Consider the following 20626-nt stretch of genomic DNA (forward strand, 5'->3'; position numbering starts at 1 on the left):
GGCACCGCGACGGTGCGATCGCCGCGACGGCGTGCGGGACGCCGGCGGTCGGGCCGCCGATGCGGAGTGAATCTGCGAACGCGTACATATCGATGTTCCGGCGGATGATGTTGGCATCAGGGCGGGCATGCATCGGACGCTGCGTGCAGCCGGACGGTGTGCCGTCGCGGCGAAGCGTGCCTAAGTGTAGTCGAGAAACGTGCGGCGGGTCGGGCGCGGCACGCGTGCGGCCCAGCCGGATTCATGCGTGAGTGAGATACTTGAACGCATGCCGCTTCGCGCCGGGCCACCGGTCGGCGGCGACACGAATCGGCGGCTGCCGGCGCGCGACAGCGCGCGGCGTGCGGGTCGCCATCATCAACGAGGGTCTGAATTCATGGGGAGCGACATGCTTGAAACCGCGACGCTCGGCGGCGGGTGCTTCTGGTGCACGGAGGCCGTGTTCCTCGACGTCGACGGCGTGACGGCCGTCCAGTCGGGCTACGCGGGCGGCCATACGCGCAATCCCGGCTATCGCGACGTATGCGACGGCGACACCGGGCACGCGGAGGTGGTGAACGTGACGTTCGATCCGGCACGCATCGGCTATCGCGAGATCCTCGAGATCTTCTTCGCGACGCATGATCCGACGCAGCTTAACCGGCAGGGCAACGACGTCGGCACGCAATACCGTTCGGTCGTGTTCACGCATTCGGACGCGCAGCGCGACATCGCGCTCGACGTGATCCGCGAACTGGAGCGCGAGCAGGTGTTCGGACAGCCGATCGTCACGCAGGTCGTGCCGCTCGACGACAACTACTGGCCGGCCGAGGACTATCACCAGAACTATTACGCGCGCAATCCGGGGCAGGGCTACTGCTCGGTCGTGATCGGGCCGAAGCTCGCGAAATTCCGCCAGAAGTTCTCGCACCGGCTGAAGTCGCTGCGCGGCGCGTAATCGCGCGCAGCGTGCATGCAGCGCGCACGCAGCTCGCATGCCGCACCCGAGTCGTGCGCACGTGACCGCGCGCCAGCCCGCAAGCAGCGCGCGCCGCGATCCTTACGCCGCCTCGCTGCGCCAGTGCGCGCACGCGGCGGCGATCTCCCGCGCCAGCGCGATGCATGACAGCGGTGCGGATCCTTCCGCCTTGTTGTTGATCGTGATGATCACCGGCTGTCCCGCCAGCGCGTAGCGCGCGGCCAGCTCGGCGAGCGCCGAGCGCGTGGCCGGATCCTCGTCGACGAGCTTGTCGAACGGCTCGTATTTCGCTTTCGCCTGTTCGTACTTGAAGCCGCCATGCAGGCTCCAGCGCACGATCAGCGGGCCCGGCGCGTCGCCGTCGAGCAACGCGAGCGCGGCCGCCTGGCGCAGCGGGTCGGGCATCCGCGCATGCAGGCCGACGCAGTAGCGTACGCCGAGTGCGGCCAGCGCGCGGATGAAGCGCGGCGTGAGCAGGCACGCGTCGCGGATTTCGATCGCGTAGCGCGTGCCGTCGGCATCGCCCGGCAGCGGCGGCAGCGCCGCGAAGAACGCCGACAGCCGGTCGATCAGCGCGGCCGGTTCGGCGAGCAGTTGATCGGGCATCGGCGAAAACTGGAACACGAGCACGCCGGCCTTCTTGCCGAGCCCGTCGAGGCAAGGCTGCACGAATTCCTGGGTGGCAAGCTGCGCGTCGAGGAAGGTCGGGTTCGGGCCGGACGGCTCGCCGCGCCGGCCGCGCACGACCGCGTCGGTGACGGACGCCGGCGCCTTCACGACGAAGCGGAAGTCGTCGGGCACCTGTTGCGCGTAGCGCAGGTAATCGGCCACCGACAGCGGGCCGTAGAACGACCGGTCGAGGCTCACGCTTTTCAGCAGCGGATGCGCGCCGTACGCTGCCAGCCCCTCGCGCGACAGCTTCGTCTGCGCGAAATCGCCGTCGTAGACGATGCCGTCCCAGCCGGGGAAATACCACGACGACGTGCCGAGCCGCACGTTCGGCGGCAGCGCGGCCGCGGCGTCGGCGACTTCGGCCGACACCGGTGCGGGCGGTACGCCGCGCGGGCGCCGGCCCTTCTTCGGCGGCGCGGCGGGCGGGGCCGGTTCGTCCCATAACAGGCCGGAGGCGGGCGCAGGCTCCGACTCCTGGTCCGCGGCAGGACGGGGCGCCGCGCGCCCGGTGCGCGCACGCGCGTTGGCCGGCCGCGCGGCGTCGTGTTCGTCCGGCGTCAGGTGATCGCGGGCTGCAGGGTAATCGTCGTCCGCACGCGCGTCGTCGGGCACGCCGAACAGGTCGAACTGCCCGCCGGCGTGCGACTCGTCCGCTTCGTCGCGCTGCTGTCGTTGCGGCGGCGTGTTGCGCCGCGTGCTGCCGTCACCCATGCATGCCCAGCGTGAAATGCCGCCTAGCGCGGCAGCGGGTTTTCGTACATGTAGCGCCGCGACCACGGCAGCGTTTTCGCGCTGCGTCCGGCCTTGCGGCACACGATCTGGAAGATCGACACGTCGTCGTGCTCGAACGCATACGCGCAGCCGGCCAGATAGACGCGCCAGATGCGGAATTTTTCGTCGTCGACGAGCGCACGCGCCTGTTCCGCCTTCGCTTCGAAGTTCTCGGTCCAGATTTCGAGCGTGCGCGCATAGTGTCGCCGCAGGCTTTCGATGTCAATCGCCTCGAGCCCGCCGCGCTGCGCCGATTCGAGCGCGAGGCTGATGTGCGGCAGCTCGCCGTCCGGGAACACGTAGCGGTCGATGAACTCGCCGCCGCCGAGCGCGGTCTCGCCGCTTTCCGCATCGGTCGACGTGATCCCGTGGTTCATCGCGATGCCGTCGTCGGTCAGCAGGTCGTGCACGCGCGAGAAATAGAGCGGCAGGTTCTTGCGTCCGACGTGCTCGAACATCCCGACGCTCGTGATGCGGTCGAACTGGCCCTCGATCTCGCGGTAGTCCTGCAGGCGGATCTCGATCTTGTCCTCGAGCCCGGCCGCCTTCACGCGCGCGGTCGCGAGGTCGAACTGGTTCCGCGACAGCGTCACGCCGAGACATGTCGCGCCGAACTTCTGCGCGGCGCGCAGCACGAGCGCGCCCCAACCGCAGCCGATGTCGAGCAGGCGCTGGCCGGGCTCGAGCCGGATCTTGGTCAGGATGTGGTCGATCTTCTTGATTTGCGCGGTGGCCAGATCCTCGTCGCCGTTCTCGAAGTACGCGCACGAATACACCATGTTCTCGTCGAGCCACAGCTGGTAGAACTCGTTCGACACGTCGTAGTGGTACTGGATCGCCTTCTTGTCGGTGCTCTTCGTGTGATTGAAGTAGCGCCTCACGCGCGCGAGCTTGTTCGCGCTGGTGACCGTGCTGCGCGCGAGCGAGTAGCTGATGTTGATGATGTCCGACAGCCGGCCCTCGATGTCGATCTTGCCCTTCACGTACGCCTCGCCGAGATTGTCGAGGCTCGGTTCGAGCAACAGCGGCAACGCGGACGCGCTGTTGACCTTCAGCGTGACCTGCGGCGCGGTGAAGGTGCCGAAATCGAGTTGATCGCCGTTCCAGAGCACGAGGCGCGCCGGTAAGTTCGCCTTCGCCCGTACTTCGTCCGCCCACTGTGCCAGCTTCTTTTCCCAGAACATTTGGATTCTCCGTTTGTTCGTTGAATCGAATACAGCCAAGTATCTTGACGGTGCCCGCCGTTGCGACGCGGGCGCCCGGATGCAACACGAGACGCGGCCGGCACGCGCCGGCGCCGCTGCCGCCGCCGGCTTACGGCGACAGTCGCGAGATCGACCAGCCCGACGCCGCCGACGCGTCGCGCGTATAGAGCAGGCGATCGTGCAGCCGCGACGGGCGGCCCTGCCAGAATTCGATCGCGTCGGGCACGACGCGGTAGCCGCCCCAATGCGGCGGGCGCGGCGGGTTCTCGCCGTAGCGCTCGGCCACGGCCTGCTCGCGCGCTTCGAGCGTCGCGCGGCTGTCGATCACCGCGCTCTGTTCGGACGCCCACGCACCGATGCGCGAGCCGAGCGGGCGCGACGCGAAATAGCGGTCGCTTTCGTCGGCGCTGGTTTTCTCGATCCGGCCTTCGATGCGCACCTGGCGCTCGAGCTCGATCCAGTAGAACAGCAGCGCCGCGTGCGGATGGGCGGCGAGGTCGCGGCCCTTGCGGCTTTCGTAATTGGTAAAGAAGACGAACCCGCGTTCGTCGACACCCTTGATGAGCACGATTCGGGCCGACGGCCGGCCGTCCGCGCCGACGGTGGCGAGCGTCATCGTGTTGGGCTCGGGGAGCTTGGCGGCGAGCGCCTCCTTGAACCAGCGATCGAACTGTGCGAACGGGTCGGGGGCGGCATCGGCTTCATCGAGCGAAGCACGCGAATAGTTGATGCGGAGATCGGCGAGAGTCGTCATGTTATGCAAACGCTTCAATCTGGGGCCAGTATAGCGAACGCGCGAGAATCGTGCGTGCACAGTGGCGCGTGCCGGCGGGGAGTTCAGGCAAAATAGAGGGCTGCACGACTTACGTTTTCCTTGCTGCCATGCCCGCTGCCGACGCTGCCCCGCCCAGTTCCTCTGATCTTACCCCGACCCCGACAATCCGGCTTGACGTGGATCGCGAGCGCCGTTTCGGCGGCATCGCGCGGTTGTACGGCGCACCGGCGCTTGCCGCGTTCGAGCGCGCACACGTGGCCGTGATCGGCATCGGCGGCGTCGGGTCGTGGACGGCCGAGGCGCTCGCGCGCAGCGCGATCGGCACGCTCACGCTGATCGATCTCGACAACGTCGCGGAAAGCAATACGAACCGCCAGATCCACGCGCTCGACGGCAACTACGGCAAGCCGAAGGTCGACGCGATGGCCGAGCGCATCGCGCTGATCGATCCCGCGTGCCGCGTGCACCGGATCGAGGATTTCGCGGAACCCGACAACTTCGATGCGCTGCTCGGCGGCGGTTTCGACTACGTGATCGACGCGATCGACAGCGTGCGCACGAAGGTCGCGCTGATCGCGTGGTGCGTCGCGAACGGGCAGCCGCTCGTCACGGTCGGCGGCGCGGGCGGGCAGCTCGACCCGACGCGCATCCGCATCGACGATCTCGCGCTGACGATCCAGGATCCGCTGCTGTCGAAGGTGCGCGCGCAGCTGCGCAAGCAGCACGGCTTTCCGCGCGGGCCGAAGGCGCGCTTCAAGGTCAGCGCCGTGTATTCGGACGAGCCGCTGATCTATCCGGAAGCGGCCGCATGCGACATCGAGGACGGCGCGGAGCCGTCCACCGCCGCGCATGTCGCGGGGCTCAACTGTGCGGGGTTCGGTTCGAGCGTGTGCGTGACCGCGAGCTTCGGGTTCGCGGCCGCCGCGCATGCGCTGCGGGCAGTCGCCGCGCGGGCTGCCGGCTGATCGGGGCAGCGTTCGGTGCGAAAAGGAATGGTGCGGCGCGGCAGAACCGCCGCGCGCGACGATACGAGCCGGCCAGGCTGTTGCAGCCCGGCCGGTCGCGTGATCAGTTGAGCGCCATGCTCAGCTTGCGCCGCCATGCGGCGACCAGGTCGGGGCGGTCGCCCGCCAGCTCGAACACCGAAATCATCGTGCGGCGGCCGAGATCGTCGCCATACGTGCGGTCGCGCAACACGATTTCCAGCAGCTGCTCGAGCGCACCTTCGTACGCGCGTCGCGCGATCAGGCTCTGCGCGAGGTCGAAACGCGCTTCGAGATCGGCGGGGTTGGCTGCAATCCGCGCTTCGAGCGCGTCGGTCGGCGGCAGGTCGGCCGTCGCGTCGAGCGCATCGAAACGGGTCTTGATCGCCTGGTAGCGCGGGTCGCCGTTCTGCACGGTCTGCGGCGACAGGCGCTCGGCCTCGGCGCGTGCGGCGTCCACCTGGTTGCTCGCGAGCAGCAGTTCGATCAGGTCGAGCCGTGCGTCGTCGAAACCGGGGTTCAGCGCGAGCGCGGCTTCGAGGTGCGCGAGCGCATCGTCGTAGCGCGATTCGGCGATCGCAAATTGCGCGGCGCGGCGCTCGGCTTCGTCGGGCGCCGGCAGCAGCCGGTCGAGAAACGCTCGCAACTGGCCTTCCGGCAGCACGCCGATGAACTGGTCGACCGGACGCCCGTCCGCGAAGGCGATCACATGCGGGATGCTGCGCGTCTGGAAATGCGCGGCGAGTTCCTGGTTCTCGTCGACGTTCACCTTCACGAGCTTCCAGCGGCCTTCGTAGTCGGCTTCGAGCTTTTCGAGCAGCGGGCCGAGCGTCTTGCAGGGGCCGCACCACGGCGCCCAGAAGTCGACCAGCACGGGCGTGTCCAGCGACGCCTCGATGACGTCTTTCTCGAAAGTGGCAAGCGTGGTGTCCATGTCGTTCTCTTCCGTTCGAATGTCGTCAGGATGGGGGCGGCGCGCCCCTTTTTCAACGCGGCTTCGATTCGGGCAGCGGAATCCACTCGGTTTCGCCGGGCACCTGGCCCATTTCCTGGTTCGTCCACGCCAGTTTCGCGCGCTCGATCGCGTCGCGGCTGCTGGCGACGAAATTCCACTCGATGAAGCGTTCGCCGTCGATCTTGTCGCCGCCGAGCAGCATCGCGCGTGCGCCGTTGCCGCTCGCGAGCGTGACGGTCGCGCCCGGCGCGAGCACGGCCATCTGCTCGGCCGGCACCGGCGTGCCGTCGATCGTCAGGTCGCCGTCGACGACGTAGACCGCACGCTCCTCGTGCGACGCATCGAGTTCGATGCTGCCGCCGGCCGCGAATTCGGCGGCGACGTACAGCGTGCGCGAGAACGTCGTGACCGGCGAGCGCAGGCCGAACGCGTCGCCGGCGATGACCGTGAGCGCGACGCCGTTTGCGCGGTGCTTCGGCAGCGTGTCGGCCGCGTGGTGCTCGAACGACGGCTCGGTGGTTTCGTGCGCGACGGGCAGTGCGACCCAGGTCTGGATCCCGTGCACGGTGTGGCCGCTCGCGCGCTGCGCGTCGGGCGTGCGCTCCGAGTGCACGATCCCGCGGCCGGCCGTCATCCAGTTCACGTCGCCCGGCACGATTTCCTGCCGCGAACCGAGGCTGTCGCGGTGCAGGATCGCGCCGTCGAACAGGTACGTGACGGTCGCGAGGCCGATGTGCGGATGCGGGCGCACGTCGAGCCCGGTGCCGGCCGGCAGCGCGGCGGGGCCCATGTGATCGAAGAAGATGAACGGGCCGACGAGACGTGCGGCGAGCGCGGGCAGCGTGCGGCGCACCTGCAGGTTGCCGATGTCGCGGATGTGCGGCTTCAGCAGGGCTTTGATCGGATCGGTCATGGCGGGCCTCGTGGGGAACGGCTGGATTGCCGGTCATTGTACTGGCGGCACGGCGGCGGCGCGCGATGCGGAACGGTAATGCACGCGGTGCGTTGCGTTGCGGTGATTTGAGTTGAGTTGAGGTGAGGTGCGGCCGCGGCAGGCATGCGCCGTGCTGGCTGCGCGCGACCCAGCGCCCGCGGCTGCGTGTACCGCTGCGCCCGCTGTTGCGCCCGCCGCTGCGCCCGCCGCTGCGCATGCCACCGATTCCATTCACGCCGCGCGGGTATCGGGGCGTGCGGCGAAACCCGGTAGACTGACCGGCTTCAGAAATCATCCGACAATCGAGGAGACGCCGATGATGGCCCCGAAGGACCTGTTGCTCGCGCTCGTCGTGATCCTGGCGTGGGGCGTGAACTTCGTCGTGATCAAGGTCGGCCTGCACGGGATGCCGCCGATGCTGCTCGGCGCGCTGCGCTTCACGCTCGCCGCGGTGCCCGCGGTGTTCTTCGTGCGCCGCCCGCAGATTCCGTGGCGCATGCTGCTCCTGTACGGCGCGACGATCCAGCTCGGCCAGTTCGTGTTCCTGTTCACCGGCATGTACGTCGGCATGCCGGCCGGCCTCGCGTCGCTCGTGCTGCAGTCGCAGGCGTTCTTCACGCTCGTGTTCGCGATGCTGTTCCTCGGCGAGCGGCTGCGCGTGCAGAACCTGATCGGCCTCGCGATCGCCGCGACCGGCCTCGTCGTGATCGCCGTGCAGGGCGGCAGCGCGATGACGCTCGCCGGCTTCCTGCTGACCATCTGCTCGGCCGCGATGTGGGCGTTCGGCAATATCGTCACGAAGAAGGTCGGCAATGCGAACCTGGTGTCGCTCGTCGTGTGGGCGAGCCTCGTGCCGCCGGTGCCGTTCTTCGCGCTGTCGCTGTGGTTCGAGGGGCCGCAGCGGATCGGCGCCGCGCTCGCCGGGCTCGACCGCGCATCGATCTTCGCGGTCGTCTATCTCGCGTTCGTCGCGACGCTGGTCGGCTACGGCCTGTGGAGCCGTCTGATGTCGCGCTATCCGGCCGCGCAGGTCGCGCAGTTTTCGCTGCTGGTGCCGATCGTCGGGCTCGCGTCGTCGGCGCTGCTGCTCGACGAACACCTGAGCCACGCGCAGCTGATCGGCGCGGCGCTGGTGATGGGCGGCCTTGCGGTGAACGTGTTCGGCGGGAAGCTGATACGCCGCTTCGCGGCGTCGTGACGCGCCGGCACGCAGCGCGTGCCGGCGGCGGGGGGCGAGCGGTGGCGCGTCAGGCCATCCGGTTCTTCGCGAGCGGCGGATTCGCGGCGAAGTAACGCTTGATGCCGCGGAAGATCGCGTCGGCCATCTCGTCGCGATAGCTGTCGTCGTTGAGCTTGCGCTCTTCGTCCGGGTTGCTGATGAACGCAGTCTCGACGAGGATCGACGGAATGTCGGGCGCCTTCAGCACCGCGAACCCGGCTTGCTCGACCGAGCCCTTGTGCAGCTTGTTGATCCCGCCGACTTCCTTCAGCACGTAGTTGCCGTAGCGCAGCGAATCGCGGATCTGCGCGGTCGTCGACATGTCGAACAGCGCGCGGCTCACCGCTGCGTCCTGCGTCTTGATGTTGATGCCGCCGATCAGGTCGGACGCGTTTTCCTTGTTCGCGAGCCAGCGCGCGGCGGCGCTCGACGCACCGTGATCCGACAGCGCGAACACCGACGAGCCGCGCGCGGACGGCGTCGTGAACGCATCCGCGTGGATCGACACGAACAGGTCGGCACCGACGCGGCGCGCCTTCTGCACGCGCACGTTCAGCGGCACGAAGAAGTCGGCGTCGCGCGTCATCATCGCGCGCATGTTCGGCGCGCCGTCGATCTTCGCGCGCAGCTTCTTCGCGATGTCGAGCGCGATGTGCTTCTCGTACGTGCCGCCGCCGCCGATCGCGCCGGGATCTTCACCGCCGTGGCCCGGATCGATCGCGACCGTCAGCAGGCGCACCGTGCCGCCCTTGCCGGATTTCGGCGCGGTGAACTTGTAGGTGTCGCCGTCGTCGTCGCCGTCGTCGCGGCGCGCGATGACGGGCGGCGGCTTGACGGCCGGCTTCGCGGGTGCCGACGGCGTCGCTGCGGCAGGCGGCGTGCGCGGCGTGGACGGGGTCGCCGGCGCGTTCTGCGCGAAGCGCTGGAAGAACGCGTCGCTGTTGTCGGCCGCGGCGGGCGGCGGCGCGGCGGGGCCGGCGAGCGCAGGCGGCGGCTGCATCTGCTGCGCGCGCGCGCTGTCGTTGAGCGCCTGTTCCTTGCGTTCCGTCTGCGCGATCAGGTCGGTCAGCGGATCGGGCGCGACGGCCGGATACAGGTCGAACACGAGCCGGTACTTGTAGGTGCCCACCGGCGGCAGCGTGAACACCTGCGGCTTCACCGAGCCCTTCAGGTCGAACACCATCCGCACGACGTGCGGCTGATACTGGCCGACGCGCACCGACTGGATCTGCGGATCGTTCGGCGCGATCTTCGACACGAGGTCGCGCAGCGCCTGGTCGAGGTCGAGCCCGGTCAGGTCGACGACGAGGCGGTCGGGACCCTGCAACAGCTGTTGGCTATTCTGCAGCGGCTGGTCGGATTCGATCGTGACGCGCGTGTAATCGCGGGCGGGCCACACGCGCACGCCGAGCACCGACGACGCATGCGCGAGCCGCGGCGCGGCGAGGCCGAGCACCAGCGTCGACGCGCCCGCGCGCAGGATCTGGCGGCGGCGCCAGTTGTGCGTCGCGGTGGCCGCCGATTCGATCGAGCGGAACGGTTTGATCAACATCTTTCGAGACATGCCTTTCCTGAAGCGCTGTACGCCCGGACGGTGAGGGCGCGGCCGTCGCCGTCCACGTCGAGCGAGAAAACCAGATCGGGCACGCCGAGCAGGGTGCCCGCCTGTTGCGGCCATTCGACGAGGCAGATCGCGCTGGAATTGAAATATTCGCGAAAGCCTGCATCGGACCATTCGGCCGGATCGTTGAATCGATACAGATCGAAGTGATAGACCTCAAGTTCCCCGTCGTCGCGTGCGAAGGCATACGGTTCGACGAGCGTGTAGGTCGGGCTGCGCACGCGCCCCGCGTGGCCGAGGCCGCGCAGGATCGCGCGCACGAGGGTCGTCTTGCCCGCGCCGAGGTCGCCGAGCAACTGGATCTGCAGTCCGTCGAACGCGTGTGCGCGGGCGAGCTCGGTGCGCGCCGCGTCGAGCGCGTGCGCGAAGCGGGTGCCGAAGGCCTCGGTCGCCGCTTCGTCGGCGAGTGCGATCACGCGCTCCGCGAGCGGGGCAGGCAGCGTGTCGGCATGCGGCGTATGGGACGTGGCTGGCATTCTCGTAAAATAGTGCGATGAACCGATTACCGGAACTCGCCGCATCCGACACCCCTTCGACTCGTGCCGAAGGCGCGGCGCCGTGCGCGCTCGATGATGCGACGTTGACTGCGCTCGCCGCTCGCATCAGGGCGTGGGGGCGCGAATTGGGTTTCGGGGCGATCGGCATCGGCGATACCGATCTCTCGGATGCCGAAGCGGGCCTCGCCGCCTGGCTGGAAGCCGGGTACCACGGCGAAATGGATTATATGGCCAAACACGGGATGAAACGCGCGCGGCCGGCCGAACTTGTGGCCGGTACGCGACGCGTGATTTCCGCGCGGCTCGCGTATCTGCCGGCCGAAACGCTGGCCGCCGACGCGCCCGATGCGTCGTCCGGCGCGCTCGTGCCGCACGACTGGCGTGCGCGCGAGCGCGCGCGCGTCGACGATCCGCAGGCGGCCGTCGTGTCGATCTACGCACGCGGCCGCGACTATCACAAGGTGCTGCGCAATCGGCTGCAGACGCTCGCCGAGCGCATCGAGCGCGAGATCGGCGCATTCGGCTACCGCGTGTTCACCGATTCCGCGCCGGTGCTCGAGGTCGAACTCGCGCAGAAGGCCGGCGTCGGCTGGCGCGGCAAGCACACGTTGCTGCTGCAGCGCGACGCGGGCTCGCTGTTCTTCCTCGGCGAGATCTACGTCGACATCCCGCTGCCCACCGACGCGCAAACGGCGCCCGACACCGCGCCCGAGACGCCCGGCGCGCACTGCGGCAGCTGCACGCGCTGCATCGATGCGTGCCCGACCGGCGCGATCGTCGAACCGTATCGCGTCGACGCGCGCCGCTGCATCTCGTATCTGACGATCGAACTGAAGGGCAGCATTCCCGAGCCGCTGCGGCCGCTGATCGGCAATCGCGTGTACGGCTGCGACGACTGCCAGCTCGTGTGTCCATGGAACAAGTTCGCGCAGGCCGCGCCGGTCGCCGATTTCGACGTGCGGCACGGGCTCGATCGCGCGACGCTCGTCGAGCTGTTCGGTTGGGATGCCGACACGTTCGATACGCGAATGCAGGGCAGCGCGATCCGGCGCATCGGCCATGAAAGCTGGCTGCGCAATCTGGCGGTCGGGCTCGGCAATGCGCTGCGCGCGCCGGCCGGCCGGCTCGCGCCGGATGCGCGCGACGCGATCGTCGCCGCGTTGCGCGCGCGCGCCGACGATCCGTCGCCGGTCGTGCGCGAGCATGTCGAATGGGCGCTGCGCGCCGCATGAAGGCGGCGTAAAGTGTCGGCGGCGCGCGGCGGCGCCGCCCGTTTCACCGGTGAGGAGAAGCTCATGTTCAACGCAGTCATCGACGCGCCATTCGGCAAGGTCGGCATTCGCACCGACGGCGCGGTGGTGCGCGAGATCGTCTATCTGCCCGAGTCGATCCGGTCGGTCGAGCCGGATTCGCCGCTCGCGAAGCGCGCGGTCGAGCAGATCGAACGTTATTTCGAGCGCGCGTCCGCGCGCTTCGACCTGCCGCTCGCCGACGTCGGCAGCGCGTTCCAGCACCGCGTGTGGGACGTGATCAGCGACATTCCGCCGGGCACGGTGCTGACGTACGGGCAGGTCGCGAAGCGCATCGGCAGTGCGCCGCGCGCAGTCGGCCAGGCGTGCGGCGCGAACTATTTCCCGCTCGTGATTCCATGCCATCGCGTCGTCGCGGCGGGCGGCCTCGGCGGCTTCGCGAACCACGACGACGGTGGCTATTACCAGAAAGTGAAGCGCTGGCTGCTGGCGCACGAGGGTGTGCCGTACAAATGAGCGAACCGCTGCTGTCCCCCGATTCCGATTCCCCGTCCGACGCGGACGACGCGATCGCCGCGGCCTCCGCCGCGTCGCCCGCGCTGCTCGCGAGCCGCGCGTCGATCGACGTGTTCTGCGATGCGCTGTGGCTCGAGCACGGGCTCGCGCGCAACACGCTCGATGCGTACCGGCGCGATCTGGTGCTGTTTTCTCAATGGCTGGCCGCGACGCACGACGCGCCGCTCGATGCGGCCGACGAAGCGATGGTGACCGGCTACATCGCCGCGCGCAGCGACGGCAAGGCGACGTCGTCGAACCGGCGGCTGTCGGTGTTCCGCCGCTATTACGGCTGGGCCGTGCGCGAGCATCGCGCGCACGCGGACCCGACGCTGCGAATCACGTCGGCGAAACAGGGGGCGCGGTTTCCGTCGACGCTGTCCGAGGCACAGGTCGAGGCGCTGCTCGGCGCGCCCGACATCGCGACGCCGCTCGGCCTGCGCGATCGCACGATGCTGGAGCTGATGTATGCGAGCGGGCTGCGCGTGAGCGAGCTCGTCACGCTGAAGACGGTCGAGGTCGGGCTCAACGAAGGCGTCGTGCGCGTGATGGGCAAGGGTTCGAAGGAGCGGCTCGTGCCGTTCGGCGAAGTCGCGCATGGCTGGATCGAACGCTATCTGCGCGACGCGCGGCCTGCGCTGCTCGGCGCGCGCGCGGCCGACGCGCTGTTCGTGACCGCGCGCGGCGACGGGATGACGCGCCAGCAGTTCTGGAACATCATCAAGCGCCACGCGCGGCAGGCCGACGTGCGCGCGCACCTGTCGCCGCATACGCTGCGGCACGCGTTCGCGACGCATTTGCTCAACCACGGCGCCGACCTGCGCGTCGTGCAGCTGCTGCTCGGCCACAGCGACATCTCGACCACGCAGATCTACACGCACGTCGCGCGCGAGCGGCTGAGGACGCTGCACGCGCAGCACCATCCGCGCGGCTAGCGCCGAGCGACGCGTGCGCCGGCCCGCGCCCGCCCGCGCGCGATGAGCGGGCGGGCGCTGCGCGTTACACGAGTTCGCGCAGCTTGTGCTTCAGCACCTTGCCGGTCGATGCGGCCGGCAGTGCATCGAGTACGCGGATGCGCGCAGGACGCTTGTAAGGCGCGAGCCGTTCCGCGCACCACGCGTGCAGCGCGGCTTCGGTCGCCGTCGCGCCGGGCACCAGCTCGACGAACGCGAGCACTTCCTCGTTGCCCTCGACCGCGCGGCCGACGACGGCCGCCTGCACGACGTCCGGGTGCGCGTTCAGCACCTGTTCGACCTCGACCGGATACACGTTGAAGCCCGAGCGGATGATCAGTTCCTTGCTGCGGCCCGCGATCGTCACCGAGCCGTCGGCGTCCTGGCGCGCGAGGTCGCCGGTGCCGAGCCAGCCGTCCGGCGACACGGCCGCGCGCGTCGCGTCCGCGTTGCGGTAGTAGCCGAGCATCACGTTCGGCCCGCGCACGCGGATTTCGCCGACTTCGCCGGGCCGCACGTCGGTGCCGTCGGGCGCGACGATCCGCATCTCCACGCCGGGGATCGGCACGCCGACCGAGCAGTCGGTGCGCGGCGCGTCGAGCGGCGTCTGCGTGATCGTCGGGCTGCTTTCGGTCATCCCGTAGCCGTTGTGCAGCGGCACGCCGTACACGCGTTCGACGCGCGCCTTCAGGTCGGCATCGAGCGGCGAGCCACCCGAATACGCGAAGCGCAGCCGCGGCGCATGCCACGCGTGCGCGTGCGTATTCAGGTGCTCGAGCAGCTTCGCATGCATCGCGGGCACGCCCTGGAAGATCGTCACGCCTTCGTCGGCGAGCGCGACGCGCACGGCCTCCGGCGAGAAGCGCGGCGCGAGCCGCAGCGTCGCGCCCGCATACAGGCTGCCGAGGCAGACCGATGCGAGCCCGTACACGTGCGACACCGGCAGCACCGTATAGACGACGTCGTCGGGCGACACGCGGCGCAGCGTGCTCGACGTCGCCGCGATGAACAGCAGGTTGCGATGCGACAGCATCACGCCTTTCGGCGTGCCCGTCGTGCCGGTCGTGTAGATCAGCGCCGCGCATTGCGCGGCGCCGTCGGCCGCGACCGGTTCGCCGGGCGCGCGCGCGTCGACGTGGTGCGACCACGCGCCGATGTCGACCGGCAACGCGCCGGCGGGCGTCGCGTCGTAACGCGCGGCGTGCGCACGCGCATCGGGCGACGCTTCCGTCGCGAACGCGATCAGCTTCGGGCGCGCGTGCGCGGCGATCGCATCGAGTTCGCCGGCCGACAGCCGCGCGTTCGACATGAGCGCCCATGCGTCGATGCGCGCGGCCGCGAACAGCAGCACGATCTGCGCGACGCTGTTTTCCGCGACGATCATCACGCGATCGCCGCCGCGCACGCCGAGTTGCGCGAGCCGCTCGGCGGCTGCATCGACGGCCTGCGCGAGCGCGCCGTACGACAGCCGGCGCGCGTCCTCGATCAGCGCCGGATGCGCGGGCGTATGCGCGGCCCAGCGGGCGGGTACGTCGGCGATGCGGCCGGGCAATGCGGCGAGCAGCGCCGCGACGTCGAGCGGCGCGGCTGAGCGGGCAGGGGCGGTCATGGCGTCTCCAGAAGAATGGCCGGGCAACGGCACGGCGAGATTTGCGAACGATCGTGCCATGGCGGCGTGCGCGCGACAATCTGTCAATCGGACAATAGCGCTTCGCGAGGTCCGCAATGGTGATGGCGCCGTGCGTCGCGGCGAACGGCGCGCCCCCCGCGTGGGAAAGCGGGCCGCGAGTATACCGCCGGGCCGCAGCCGGCCGCTGCGAACCCGGCACGGCGCGCGACCGTGCGACCGCGATCGTGGCCGTGCGGCGGTCGTTCGCCATTAAAATGCCGCCATGAGCAAATCCAGACACGTGTCCGAGACACCCGCGACCCAGCTGCTGCGCCGCCACGGCGTTGCATTCGGCGAGCATCCGTACGATTACGTCGAGCACGGCGGCACCGGCGAGTCGGCGCGCCAGCTCGGCGTCGACGAACACTGCGTCGTGAAGACGCTCGTGATGGAGGACGAGCACGCGAAGCCGCTGATCGTGCTGATGCACGGCGACCGCACCGTGTCGACCAAGAATCTCGCGCGGCAGATCGGCGCGAAGCGCGTCGAGCCGTGCAAGCCCGACGTCGCGAACCGCCATTCCGGCTATCTGGTTGGCGGCACGTCGCCGTTCGGCACGCGCAAGACGATGCCCGTGTACGTCGAGTCGACGATCCTCGAATTGCCGACGATCTACCTGAACGGCGGCCGCCGCGGCTATCTCGTCAGTCTCGCGCCCGCCGTGCTCGCGACGCTGCTCGGCGCGACGCCCGTGCAGTGCGCGAGCGTCGACTGAGGGTTTCACCTTCGTGGCAGGCCGCGCTCGTTCGGTAGAATGGGCGCCGTTTCGGCCGGTCGGCCCGCACGGCCGGCCGCCACGGCCTGCCGGCGGTCCGTCGCGGCGGCGCCCGCCGCAACCGGCCGGGATGCCGCGCCCGGCCGTCCCTTCACCGATACGTTGAAAGAAGAGTTCTCCGCATGCAGATCCTGCTCGCCGCAGTTGTTGCCTACCTGATCGGTTCGGTGTCGTTCGCCGTCGTCGTCAGCGCCGCGATGGGCCTGGCCGATCCCCGTTCGTACGGGTCGAAGAATCCCGGCGCGACCAACGTGCTGCGCAGCGGCAACAAGAAGGCCGCGATCCTGACGCTCGTCGGCGACGCGTTCAAGGGCTGGCTCGCCGTGTGGCTCGCGCGGCACTTCGGGCTGTCCGACGTTGCCGTCGCATGGGTCGCGATCGCCGTGTTCCTCGGCCACCTGTATCCGGTGTTCTTCCGCTTCCAGGGCGGCAAGGGCGTCGCGACCGCGGCCGGCGTGCTGCTCGCCGTACATCCGGTGCTCGGCCTCGCGACCGCGCTGACCTGGCTGATCGTCGCGTTCTTCTTCCGCTATTCGTCGCTCGCGGCGCTGGTCGCCGCCGTGTTCGCACCGGTGTTCGACGTGTTCCTGTTCGGCACCGGCCACAATCCGATCGCATGGGCCGTGCTCGCGATGAGCATGCTGCTCGTGTGGCGTCACCGCGGCAACATCTCGAAGCTGCTGGCGGGGCAGGAGAGCCGGATCGGCGACAAGAAGAAGGCGGCGGCCGACGGCGGCGCGCAGGACGGCGGGAAGGCTTGAGAAAGGCGCCGCTGCATGACCCGGCCGCCGGGGCGCCGCCGCCTGCGCGGCCCGGCAGCGCGGGATGACCGATCGAGGGCGCGACCGGCGGCGCGAGCGGCCGCTCGACCGGCCGCTCGATCGACGCGGGTCGATCAGTCGCGGAAGTTGTTGAAGTCGAGCGGGGTGTCGGTCACGTCCTTGCGCAGCATCGCGATCACGCTCTGCAGATCGTCGCGCTTCGTGCCGGACACGCGCACCGCGTCGCCCTGGATGCTCGCCTGCACCTTGATCTTGCTGTCTTTCACGAGCCTGACGATCTTCTTCGCGAGGTCGCCCGTCACGCCTTTCTTCACGGTGACGACCTGCTTGACCTTGTCGCCGCCGATCTTCTCGACCTTGCCGTAGTCGAGGAAGCGCACGTCGACGTTGCGCTTCGCGAGCTTGTTGATCAGCACGTCCTTGACCTGGCCGAGCTTGAAATCGTCGTCGGCGAACAGCGTCAGCTCGCGCTCCTTCTGCTCGACGCGTGCGTCGGAGCCCTTGAAGTCGAAGCGCGTCGAAATTTCCTTGTTCGACTGCTCGATGGCGTTCTTCACTTCGATCATGTTCGCTTCGGAAACGACGTCGAACGATGGCATGGCATTCTCCCTTGAGGTGCGGGTGCCCGGCTCGCGCGCGGGCACTCGCTATAATTGCGGACTGTTTGCCATTTTACCGATGCCCCTCCGTTTGCCCAAGGCCGGCCATGCGCCCGCCCGGCGGACGTGACCGAATGCCGATGCCTCCTGACGATTCCGCCCTGTCGCTGCTCCCCGACCATCCGCTCGCCGCGCACAACACGTTCGGCATCGCCGCGAACGCGCGCTTCGCCGCGCGCATCACGCAGGCGGCGCAGTTCGAGGCGCTGCATCGCGACCCGCGCGTCGCTTCGCTGCCGCGGCTCGTGCTCGGCGGCGGCAGCAACGTCGTGTTCACGCGCGATTTCGACGGCGTCGTGCTGCTCGACGAGATCGCCGGCCGCCGCGTCGTTCGCGAGGACGACGACGCGTGGTACGTCGAGGCCGGCGGCGGCGAGACCTGGCACGCATTCGTCGCGTGGACGCTCGAGCACGGGATGCCGGGGCTCGAGAACCTCGCGCTGATTCCCGGCACCGTCGGCGCCGCGCCGATCCAGAACATCGGCGCGTACGGTCTCGAGATGAAGACGTACTTCGATTCGCTGGTCGCGGTCGAGCTCGCGACCGGGCGCAGCGAACGTTTCGACGCCGCGCGCTGCGCATTCGGCTATCGCGACAGCTTCTTCAAGCGGGAAGGGCGCGGCCGCTTCGCGATCGTCGCGGTCACGTTCCGGCTGCCGAAGCACTGGACGCCGCGGCTCGGCTATGCGGACGTCACGCGCGAACTCGACGCGCGCGGCATCGCGCCGGACGCGGCGACGCCGCACGACGTGTTCGACGCGGTCGTCGCGATCCGCCGCGCGAAGCTGCCCGATCCGCTCGTGCTCGGCAATGCCGGCAGTTTCTTCAAGAACCCGGTGATCGACGCCGCGCAGTTCGATGCGCTGCGTGCGCGCGCGCCGGACATCGTGTCGTATCCGCAGCCGGACGGGCAGGTGAAGCTCGCGGCCGGCTGGCTGATCGACCGGTGCGGCTGGAAGGGGCGCGCGCTCGGCGCGGCGGCCGTGCACGACCGGCAGGCGCTGGTGCTGGTGAATCGCGGCGGCGCGACGGGTGCCGACGTGCTCGCGCTCGCGCGTGCGATCCAGGACGACGTGCGCGAGCGGTTCGGCGTCGAGCTCGAGCCCGAGCCGGTGTGCGTGTAACGCGTTGTTTCGCACGCCTTCGCACCCACCAACAAAAAGCGCCGATCGTCGATCGGCGCTTTTTTTCGCATACGCCTGCATGCGGGCGGCGCGCGCTGCGGTCAGTGCTTGAGGCGACCGAGCAGCAGGAACTCCATCAGCGCCTTCTGCACGTGCAGGCGGTTTTCCGCCTCGTCCCACACGACGCTCTGCGGGCCGTCGATCACGCCGGCCGTCACTTCCTCGCCGCGGTGCGCGGGCAGGCAGTGCATGAACAGCGCGTCCGGGTTCGCGTGGCCCATCATTTCCTCGTCGACGCACCAATCGGCAAACGCCTGCTTGCGCGCTTCGTTCTCGGCTTCGAAGCCCATGCTCGTCCACACGTCGGTGGTCACGAGGTCGGCGCCCTTGCACGCTTCGTTCGGATCGTCGAACACTTCGTAGAACGGCGCGCTGTCCGGCGACACGAGCTTCATGTCGAGCGCATAGCCCGGCGGCGTCGACAGGCGCAGCTTGAAGCCGAGGATCTGCGCGGCTTCGATCCACGTGTACAGCATGTTGTTCGCATCGCCGACCCACGCGACCGTCTTGCCGGCGATCGGGCCGCGGTGCTCGTAGTACGTGAAGATGTCGGCGAGCACCTGGCACGGGTGGTATTCGTTGGTCAGGCCGTTGATCACCGGCACGCGCGAGTTCTGCGCGAAGCGCGTGATCACGTCCTGCTCGAACGTGCGGATCATGATGATGTCGACCATTCGCGAGATGACCTGCGCGGAATCCTCGACGGGTTCGCCGCGGCCGAGCTGCGTGTCGCGCGTGCTCATGAACACCGCGTGGCCGCCGAGCTGGAAGATGCCGGCTTCGAACGACAGCCGCGTGCGCGTCGAGCTCTTCTCGAAGATCATCGCGAGCGTGCGGTCGTGCAGCGGGTGATAGGTCTCGTAGTTCTTGAACTTGCGCTTCAGGATACCCGTGCGTTCGAGCACGTACTCGTAGTCTTCCAGCGAGAAATCCTTGAACTGCAGGTAGTGACGAATGGTTTTGGCGGTCATGAAACGAAATACGGCGGGTCGGGACCGGCAGCGGGGCCGGACGGCGCCGCCGTCGGGTGTGGATAACTCAAAGCAGCATAAAGGATTTTCCGTGCTTTGACGAGCCGCGCGGACAAGCGGGGCGCGATCGCGACCGGCAACGGCACGCGTCGGAAGAGGCCCGGCGAGACGACGCGCGATGGCGCGCTGCGGTATAATTCAAAAGTTTTCTCCAGCCCGGCAGGCAAGGCTCTTCGCGCTCTGCCGGACACAAGCCGTGCGCTGCACAAATCCGGTGCGGCGCGCCGGCGGCGCGCATCGACGGCCTGTTTTCGGGATATCGGAGCGCATCTGCCGCTGTCCACTCCAGCTTTGTGTCGCGTATCCAGGCGCCGTCGCCTGGACATCGCCGGGCCGTCACTTGGGTAACCACATGGCTGAAACCCCTCCGACCGAATTCTTCATCCAGGGCATCACGAAAGACGGGAAAAAGTTTCGCCCGAGCGACTGGTCGGAGCGTCTGGCCGGCGTGATGGCCTGCTTCGGGCCGGGTGCGAGCGGGCCGAACGCGCGCCTGAAATATTCGCTGTACGTGCGGCCGACGATGCTCGGCGACCTGAAATGCGTGATCCTCGATTCCCGGCTGCGCGACATCGAGCCGATGGCATTCGATTTCGTGCTGAACTTCGCGAAGGACAACAACCTCGTCGTCACCGAGGCATGCGAGCTGCCGGACTACAACGACAAGAAGTGAGTCCGGCGGGCGGGCGCACATGATGCTGCCTTGCCCGATAGTCGCCCGGCGCGACGATGCGCGGACGACGCATACGAAAAAGCCCGCCTAGGCGGGCTTTTTCGTGATCGCAGGAAACAGGAGCACCCGCCGAAGCGGGTGCACCGGATTTACGCTGCTGCCTGCAGGCCCTTGACGGCTGCGGCCAGGCGGCTCTTGCTGCGAGCGGCCTTGTTCTTGTGAACGATCTTCTTGTCGGCGATCGTGTCGATCGTCTTCACGGCAGCCTTGAACAGCTCGGCAGCCTTTGCCTGGTCGCCGGCTTCAACAGCCTTGCGAACCGACTTGATCGCGGTACGGAATTTCGAGCGCAGCGCCGAGTTGTGCGAATTTGCCTTCGCGGCTTGGCGGGCGCGCTTGCGTGCTTGTGCGGAGTTAGCCATGACGGTTCCTTATCCTGTCCTGTTTCCAGAGCTTGGAGCCTGACGGCCAAGCGCTGCTTTTCGATCCGTCCCCTGAGAACGAT

Annotated in this window: 21 protein-coding genes; 10 read left to right on the forward strand and 11 right to left on the reverse strand. The window is 68.7% G+C overall.

Translation table 11 applies throughout. The features are described from left to right. The first annotated feature begins 376 nt into the window (after positions 1 to 376). Positions 377 to 937, forward strand: a complete 561-nt coding sequence (gene msrA, locus Q3A80_RS20060) for a peptide-methionine (S)-S-oxide reductase MsrA (RefSeq protein ID WP_446330637.1) — start codon at positions 377 to 379, stop codon at positions 935 to 937. 102 nt (positions 938 to 1039) lie between these two features. On the opposite strand, the gene Q3A80_RS20065 is transcribed toward msrA, so the two are convergent. The 3 genes from Q3A80_RS20065 to pdxH form a co-directional block, all read right to left on the reverse strand. Beyond that, entirely contained in the window at positions 1040 to 2341 is a 1302-nt protein-coding gene (locus Q3A80_RS20065) for a DUF72 domain-containing protein (RefSeq protein WP_446330638.1), read from the reverse strand. A gap of 23 nt (positions 2342 to 2364) precedes the next feature. Beyond that, on the reverse strand, positions 2365 to 3585 hold the full coding sequence (locus tag Q3A80_RS20070) for a class I SAM-dependent methyltransferase (protein WP_446330639.1): 1221 nt from the start codon (positions 3583 to 3585) through the stop codon (positions 2365 to 2367). Between the two features lie 130 nt (positions 3586 to 3715). After that, on the reverse strand, positions 3716 to 4360 hold the full coding sequence (gene pdxH / locus Q3A80_RS20075; RefSeq protein ID WP_446330640.1) for a pyridoxamine 5'-phosphate oxidase: 645 nt from the start codon (positions 4358 to 4360) through the stop codon (positions 3716 to 3718). Positions 4361 to 4488: 128 nt separating this feature from the next. On the opposite strand from pdxH, the gene tcdA reads away from it, so the two are divergent. Next, a complete protein-coding gene (tcdA, locus tag Q3A80_RS20080) occupies positions 4489 to 5346 on the forward strand; it encodes a tRNA cyclic N6-threonylcarbamoyladenosine(37) synthase TcdA (protein ID WP_446330641.1) in 858 nt (285 codons plus the stop codon). Between the two features lie 103 nt (positions 5347 to 5449). On the opposite strand, the gene trxA is transcribed toward tcdA, so the two are convergent. Both trxA and Q3A80_RS20090 read right to left on the reverse strand, forming a co-directional pair. Next, a complete protein-coding gene (gene trxA, locus Q3A80_RS20085; protein ID WP_446330642.1) occupies positions 5450 to 6298 on the reverse strand; it encodes a thioredoxin in 849 nt (282 codons plus the stop codon). Positions 6299 to 6350: 52 nt separating this feature from the next. Beyond that, positions 6351 to 7232, reverse strand: a complete 882-nt coding sequence (locus tag Q3A80_RS20090; protein WP_446330643.1) for a pirin family protein — start codon at positions 7230 to 7232, stop codon at positions 6351 to 6353. Positions 7233 to 7572: 340 nt separating this feature from the next. Between Q3A80_RS20090 and Q3A80_RS20095 the strand changes: the two genes are divergently transcribed. Beyond that, entirely contained in the window at positions 7573 to 8451 is an 879-nt protein-coding gene (locus Q3A80_RS20095; RefSeq protein WP_446330670.1) for an EamA family transporter, read from the forward strand. A gap of 49 nt (positions 8452 to 8500) precedes the next feature. Here Q3A80_RS20095 and Q3A80_RS20100 read toward each other — a convergent pair whose 3' ends face one another. Beyond that, a complete protein-coding gene (locus Q3A80_RS20100; protein ID WP_446330644.1) occupies positions 8501 to 10036 on the reverse strand; it encodes an N-acetylmuramoyl-L-alanine amidase in 1536 nt (511 codons plus the stop codon). Then, positions 10018 to 10569 (reverse strand): tRNA (adenosine(37)-N6)-threonylcarbamoyltransferase complex ATPase subunit type 1 TsaE, encoded by a 552-nt coding sequence (tsaE, locus tag Q3A80_RS20105; RefSeq protein WP_446330645.1) that lies wholly within the window; start codon positions 10567 to 10569, stop codon positions 10018 to 10020. Before tsaE ends, Q3A80_RS20100 begins: the two co-directional genes overlap by 19 nt. A 17-nt stretch (positions 10570 to 10586) precedes the next feature. Here tsaE and queG point away from each other — a divergent pair, with 17 nt between their 5' ends. From queG to xerD, 3 genes are all read left to right on the forward strand, one after another. Beyond that, positions 10587 to 11822 (forward strand): tRNA epoxyqueuosine(34) reductase QueG, encoded by a 1236-nt coding sequence (queG, locus tag Q3A80_RS20110; protein WP_446330646.1) that lies wholly within the window; start codon positions 10587 to 10589, stop codon positions 11820 to 11822. 63 nt (positions 11823 to 11885) lie between these two features. After that, positions 11886 to 12356, forward strand: a complete 471-nt coding sequence (locus Q3A80_RS20115) for a methylated-DNA--[protein]-cysteine S-methyltransferase (protein ID WP_446330647.1) — start codon at positions 11886 to 11888, stop codon at positions 12354 to 12356. Beyond that, positions 12353 to 13330, forward strand: coding sequence for a site-specific tyrosine recombinase XerD (gene xerD, locus Q3A80_RS20120; RefSeq protein ID WP_446330648.1), 978 nt, complete (start codon positions 12353 to 12355; stop codon positions 13328 to 13330). The genes Q3A80_RS20115 and xerD overlap by 4 nt, the downstream gene beginning before the upstream one ends. 64 nt (positions 13331 to 13394) lie before the next feature. On the opposite strand, the gene Q3A80_RS20125 is transcribed toward xerD, so the two are convergent. Continuing rightward, positions 13395 to 14957, reverse strand: coding sequence for a class I adenylate-forming enzyme family protein (locus Q3A80_RS20125; protein WP_446330649.1), 1563 nt, complete (start codon positions 14955 to 14957; stop codon positions 13395 to 13397). A 283-nt stretch (positions 14958 to 15240) separates the two neighbouring features. On the opposite strand from Q3A80_RS20125, the gene ybaK reads away from it, so the two are divergent. Both ybaK and plsY read left to right on the forward strand, forming a co-directional pair. Then, the gene (gene ybaK, locus Q3A80_RS20130; RefSeq protein WP_446330650.1) at positions 15241 to 15732 is read left to right on the forward strand and encodes a Cys-tRNA(Pro) deacylase; all 492 of its coding nucleotides are present in this window, start codon (positions 15241 to 15243) and stop codon (positions 15730 to 15732) included. A 182-nt stretch (positions 15733 to 15914) separates the two neighbouring features. Continuing rightward, entirely contained in the window at positions 15915 to 16553 is a 639-nt protein-coding gene (gene plsY / locus Q3A80_RS20135; RefSeq protein ID WP_151066039.1) for a glycerol-3-phosphate 1-O-acyltransferase PlsY, read from the forward strand. A gap of 134 nt (positions 16554 to 16687) precedes the next feature. Here plsY and Q3A80_RS20140 read toward each other — a convergent pair whose 3' ends face one another. Continuing rightward, positions 16688 to 17173 carry a YajQ family cyclic di-GMP-binding protein gene (locus tag Q3A80_RS20140; protein ID WP_124598263.1) on the reverse strand — a complete coding sequence of 162 codons (486 nt, stop codon included), beginning with the start codon at positions 17171 to 17173 and terminating at the stop codon, positions 16688 to 16690. 134 nt (positions 17174 to 17307) lie between these two features. Here Q3A80_RS20140 and murB point away from each other — a divergent pair, with 134 nt between their 5' ends. Beyond that, complete coding sequence (gene murB, locus Q3A80_RS20145) at positions 17308 to 18357, forward strand: UDP-N-acetylmuramate dehydrogenase (protein ID WP_446330651.1); 1050 nt, start codon at positions 17308 to 17310, stop codon at positions 18355 to 18357. 101 nt (positions 18358 to 18458) lie between these two features. Here murB and argF read toward each other — a convergent pair whose 3' ends face one another. Beyond that, positions 18459 to 19388 (reverse strand): ornithine carbamoyltransferase, encoded by a 930-nt coding sequence (gene argF, locus Q3A80_RS20150; RefSeq protein ID WP_006482207.1) that lies wholly within the window; start codon positions 19386 to 19388, stop codon positions 18459 to 18461. Positions 19389 to 19800: 412 nt separating this feature from the next. Here argF and Q3A80_RS20155 point away from each other — a divergent pair, with 412 nt between their 5' ends. Beyond that, the gene (locus Q3A80_RS20155) at positions 19801 to 20121 is read left to right on the forward strand and encodes a DUF3579 domain-containing protein (protein WP_011885815.1); all 321 of its coding nucleotides are present in this window, start codon (positions 19801 to 19803) and stop codon (positions 20119 to 20121) included. A 149-nt stretch (positions 20122 to 20270) separates the two neighbouring features. On the opposite strand, the gene rpsT is transcribed toward Q3A80_RS20155, so the two are convergent. Beyond that, a complete protein-coding gene (gene rpsT, locus Q3A80_RS20160; RefSeq protein ID WP_006482211.1) occupies positions 20271 to 20543 on the reverse strand; it encodes a 30S ribosomal protein S20 in 273 nt (90 codons plus the stop codon). Between the last annotated feature and the right edge of the window lie 83 nt (positions 20544 to 20626).

The organism is Burkholderia sp. SR8 (assembly GCF_052851275.1).

Bases quoted from the DNA above. Each gene is read 5' to 3' on its own strand.
- Q3A80_RS20100 (WP_446330644.1), bottom strand. From the start codon at position 10,036: ATGTCTCGAAAGATGTTGATCAAACCGTTCCGCTCGATCGAATCGGCG.
- rpsT (WP_006482211.1), bottom strand. From the start codon at position 20,543: ATGGCTAACTCCGCACAAGCACGCAAGCGCGCCCGCCAAGCCGCGAAG.
- trxA (WP_446330642.1), bottom strand. From the start codon at position 6,298: ATGGACACCACGCTTGCCACTTTCGAGAAAGACGTCATCGAGGCGTCG.
- Q3A80_RS20140 (WP_124598263.1), bottom strand. From the start codon at position 17,173: ATGCCATCGTTCGACGTCGTTTCCGAAGCGAACATGATCGAAGTGAAG.
- murB (WP_446330651.1), top strand. From the start codon at position 17,308: ATGCCGATGCCTCCTGACGATTCCGCCCTGTCGCTGCTCCCCGACCAT.
- msrA (WP_446330637.1), top strand. From the start codon at position 377: ATGGGGAGCGACATGCTTGAAACCGCGACGCTCGGCGGCGGGTGCTTC.
- xerD (WP_446330648.1), top strand. From the start codon at position 12,353: ATGAGCGAACCGCTGCTGTCCCCCGATTCCGATTCCCCGTCCGACGCG.
- Q3A80_RS20115 (WP_446330647.1), top strand. From the start codon at position 11,886: ATGTTCAACGCAGTCATCGACGCGCCATTCGGCAAGGTCGGCATTCGC.
- Q3A80_RS20065 (WP_446330638.1), bottom strand. From the start codon at position 2,341: ATGGGTGACGGCAGCACGCGGCGCAACACGCCGCCGCAACGACAGCAG.
- Q3A80_RS20155 (WP_011885815.1), top strand. From the start codon at position 19,801: ATGGCTGAAACCCCTCCGACCGAATTCTTCATCCAGGGCATCACGAAA.
- tsaE (WP_446330645.1), bottom strand. From the start codon at position 10,569: ATGCCAGCCACGTCCCATACGCCGCATGCCGACACGCTGCCTGCCCCG.
- Q3A80_RS20070 (WP_446330639.1), bottom strand. From the start codon at position 3,585: ATGTTCTGGGAAAAGAAGCTGGCACAGTGGGCGGACGAAGTACGGGCG.
- Q3A80_RS20095 (WP_446330670.1), top strand. From the start codon at position 7,573: ATGGCCCCGAAGGACCTGTTGCTCGCGCTCGTCGTGATCCTGGCGTGG.
- Q3A80_RS20125 (WP_446330649.1), bottom strand. From the start codon at position 14,957: ATGACCGCCCCTGCCCGCTCAGCCGCGCCGCTCGACGTCGCGGCGCTG.
- tcdA (WP_446330641.1), top strand. From the start codon at position 4,489: ATGCCCGCTGCCGACGCTGCCCCGCCCAGTTCCTCTGATCTTACCCCG.
- Q3A80_RS20090 (WP_446330643.1), bottom strand. From the start codon at position 7,232: ATGACCGATCCGATCAAAGCCCTGCTGAAGCCGCACATCCGCGACATC.
- ybaK (WP_446330650.1), top strand. From the start codon at position 15,241: ATGAGCAAATCCAGACACGTGTCCGAGACACCCGCGACCCAGCTGCTG.
- plsY (WP_151066039.1), top strand. From the start codon at position 15,915: ATGCAGATCCTGCTCGCCGCAGTTGTTGCCTACCTGATCGGTTCGGTG.
- pdxH (WP_446330640.1), bottom strand. From the start codon at position 4,360: ATGACGACTCTCGCCGATCTCCGCATCAACTATTCGCGTGCTTCGCTC.
- argF (WP_006482207.1), bottom strand. From the start codon at position 19,388: ATGACCGCCAAAACCATTCGTCACTACCTGCAGTTCAAGGATTTCTCG.
- queG (WP_446330646.1), top strand. From the start codon at position 10,587: ATGAACCGATTACCGGAACTCGCCGCATCCGACACCCCTTCGACTCGT.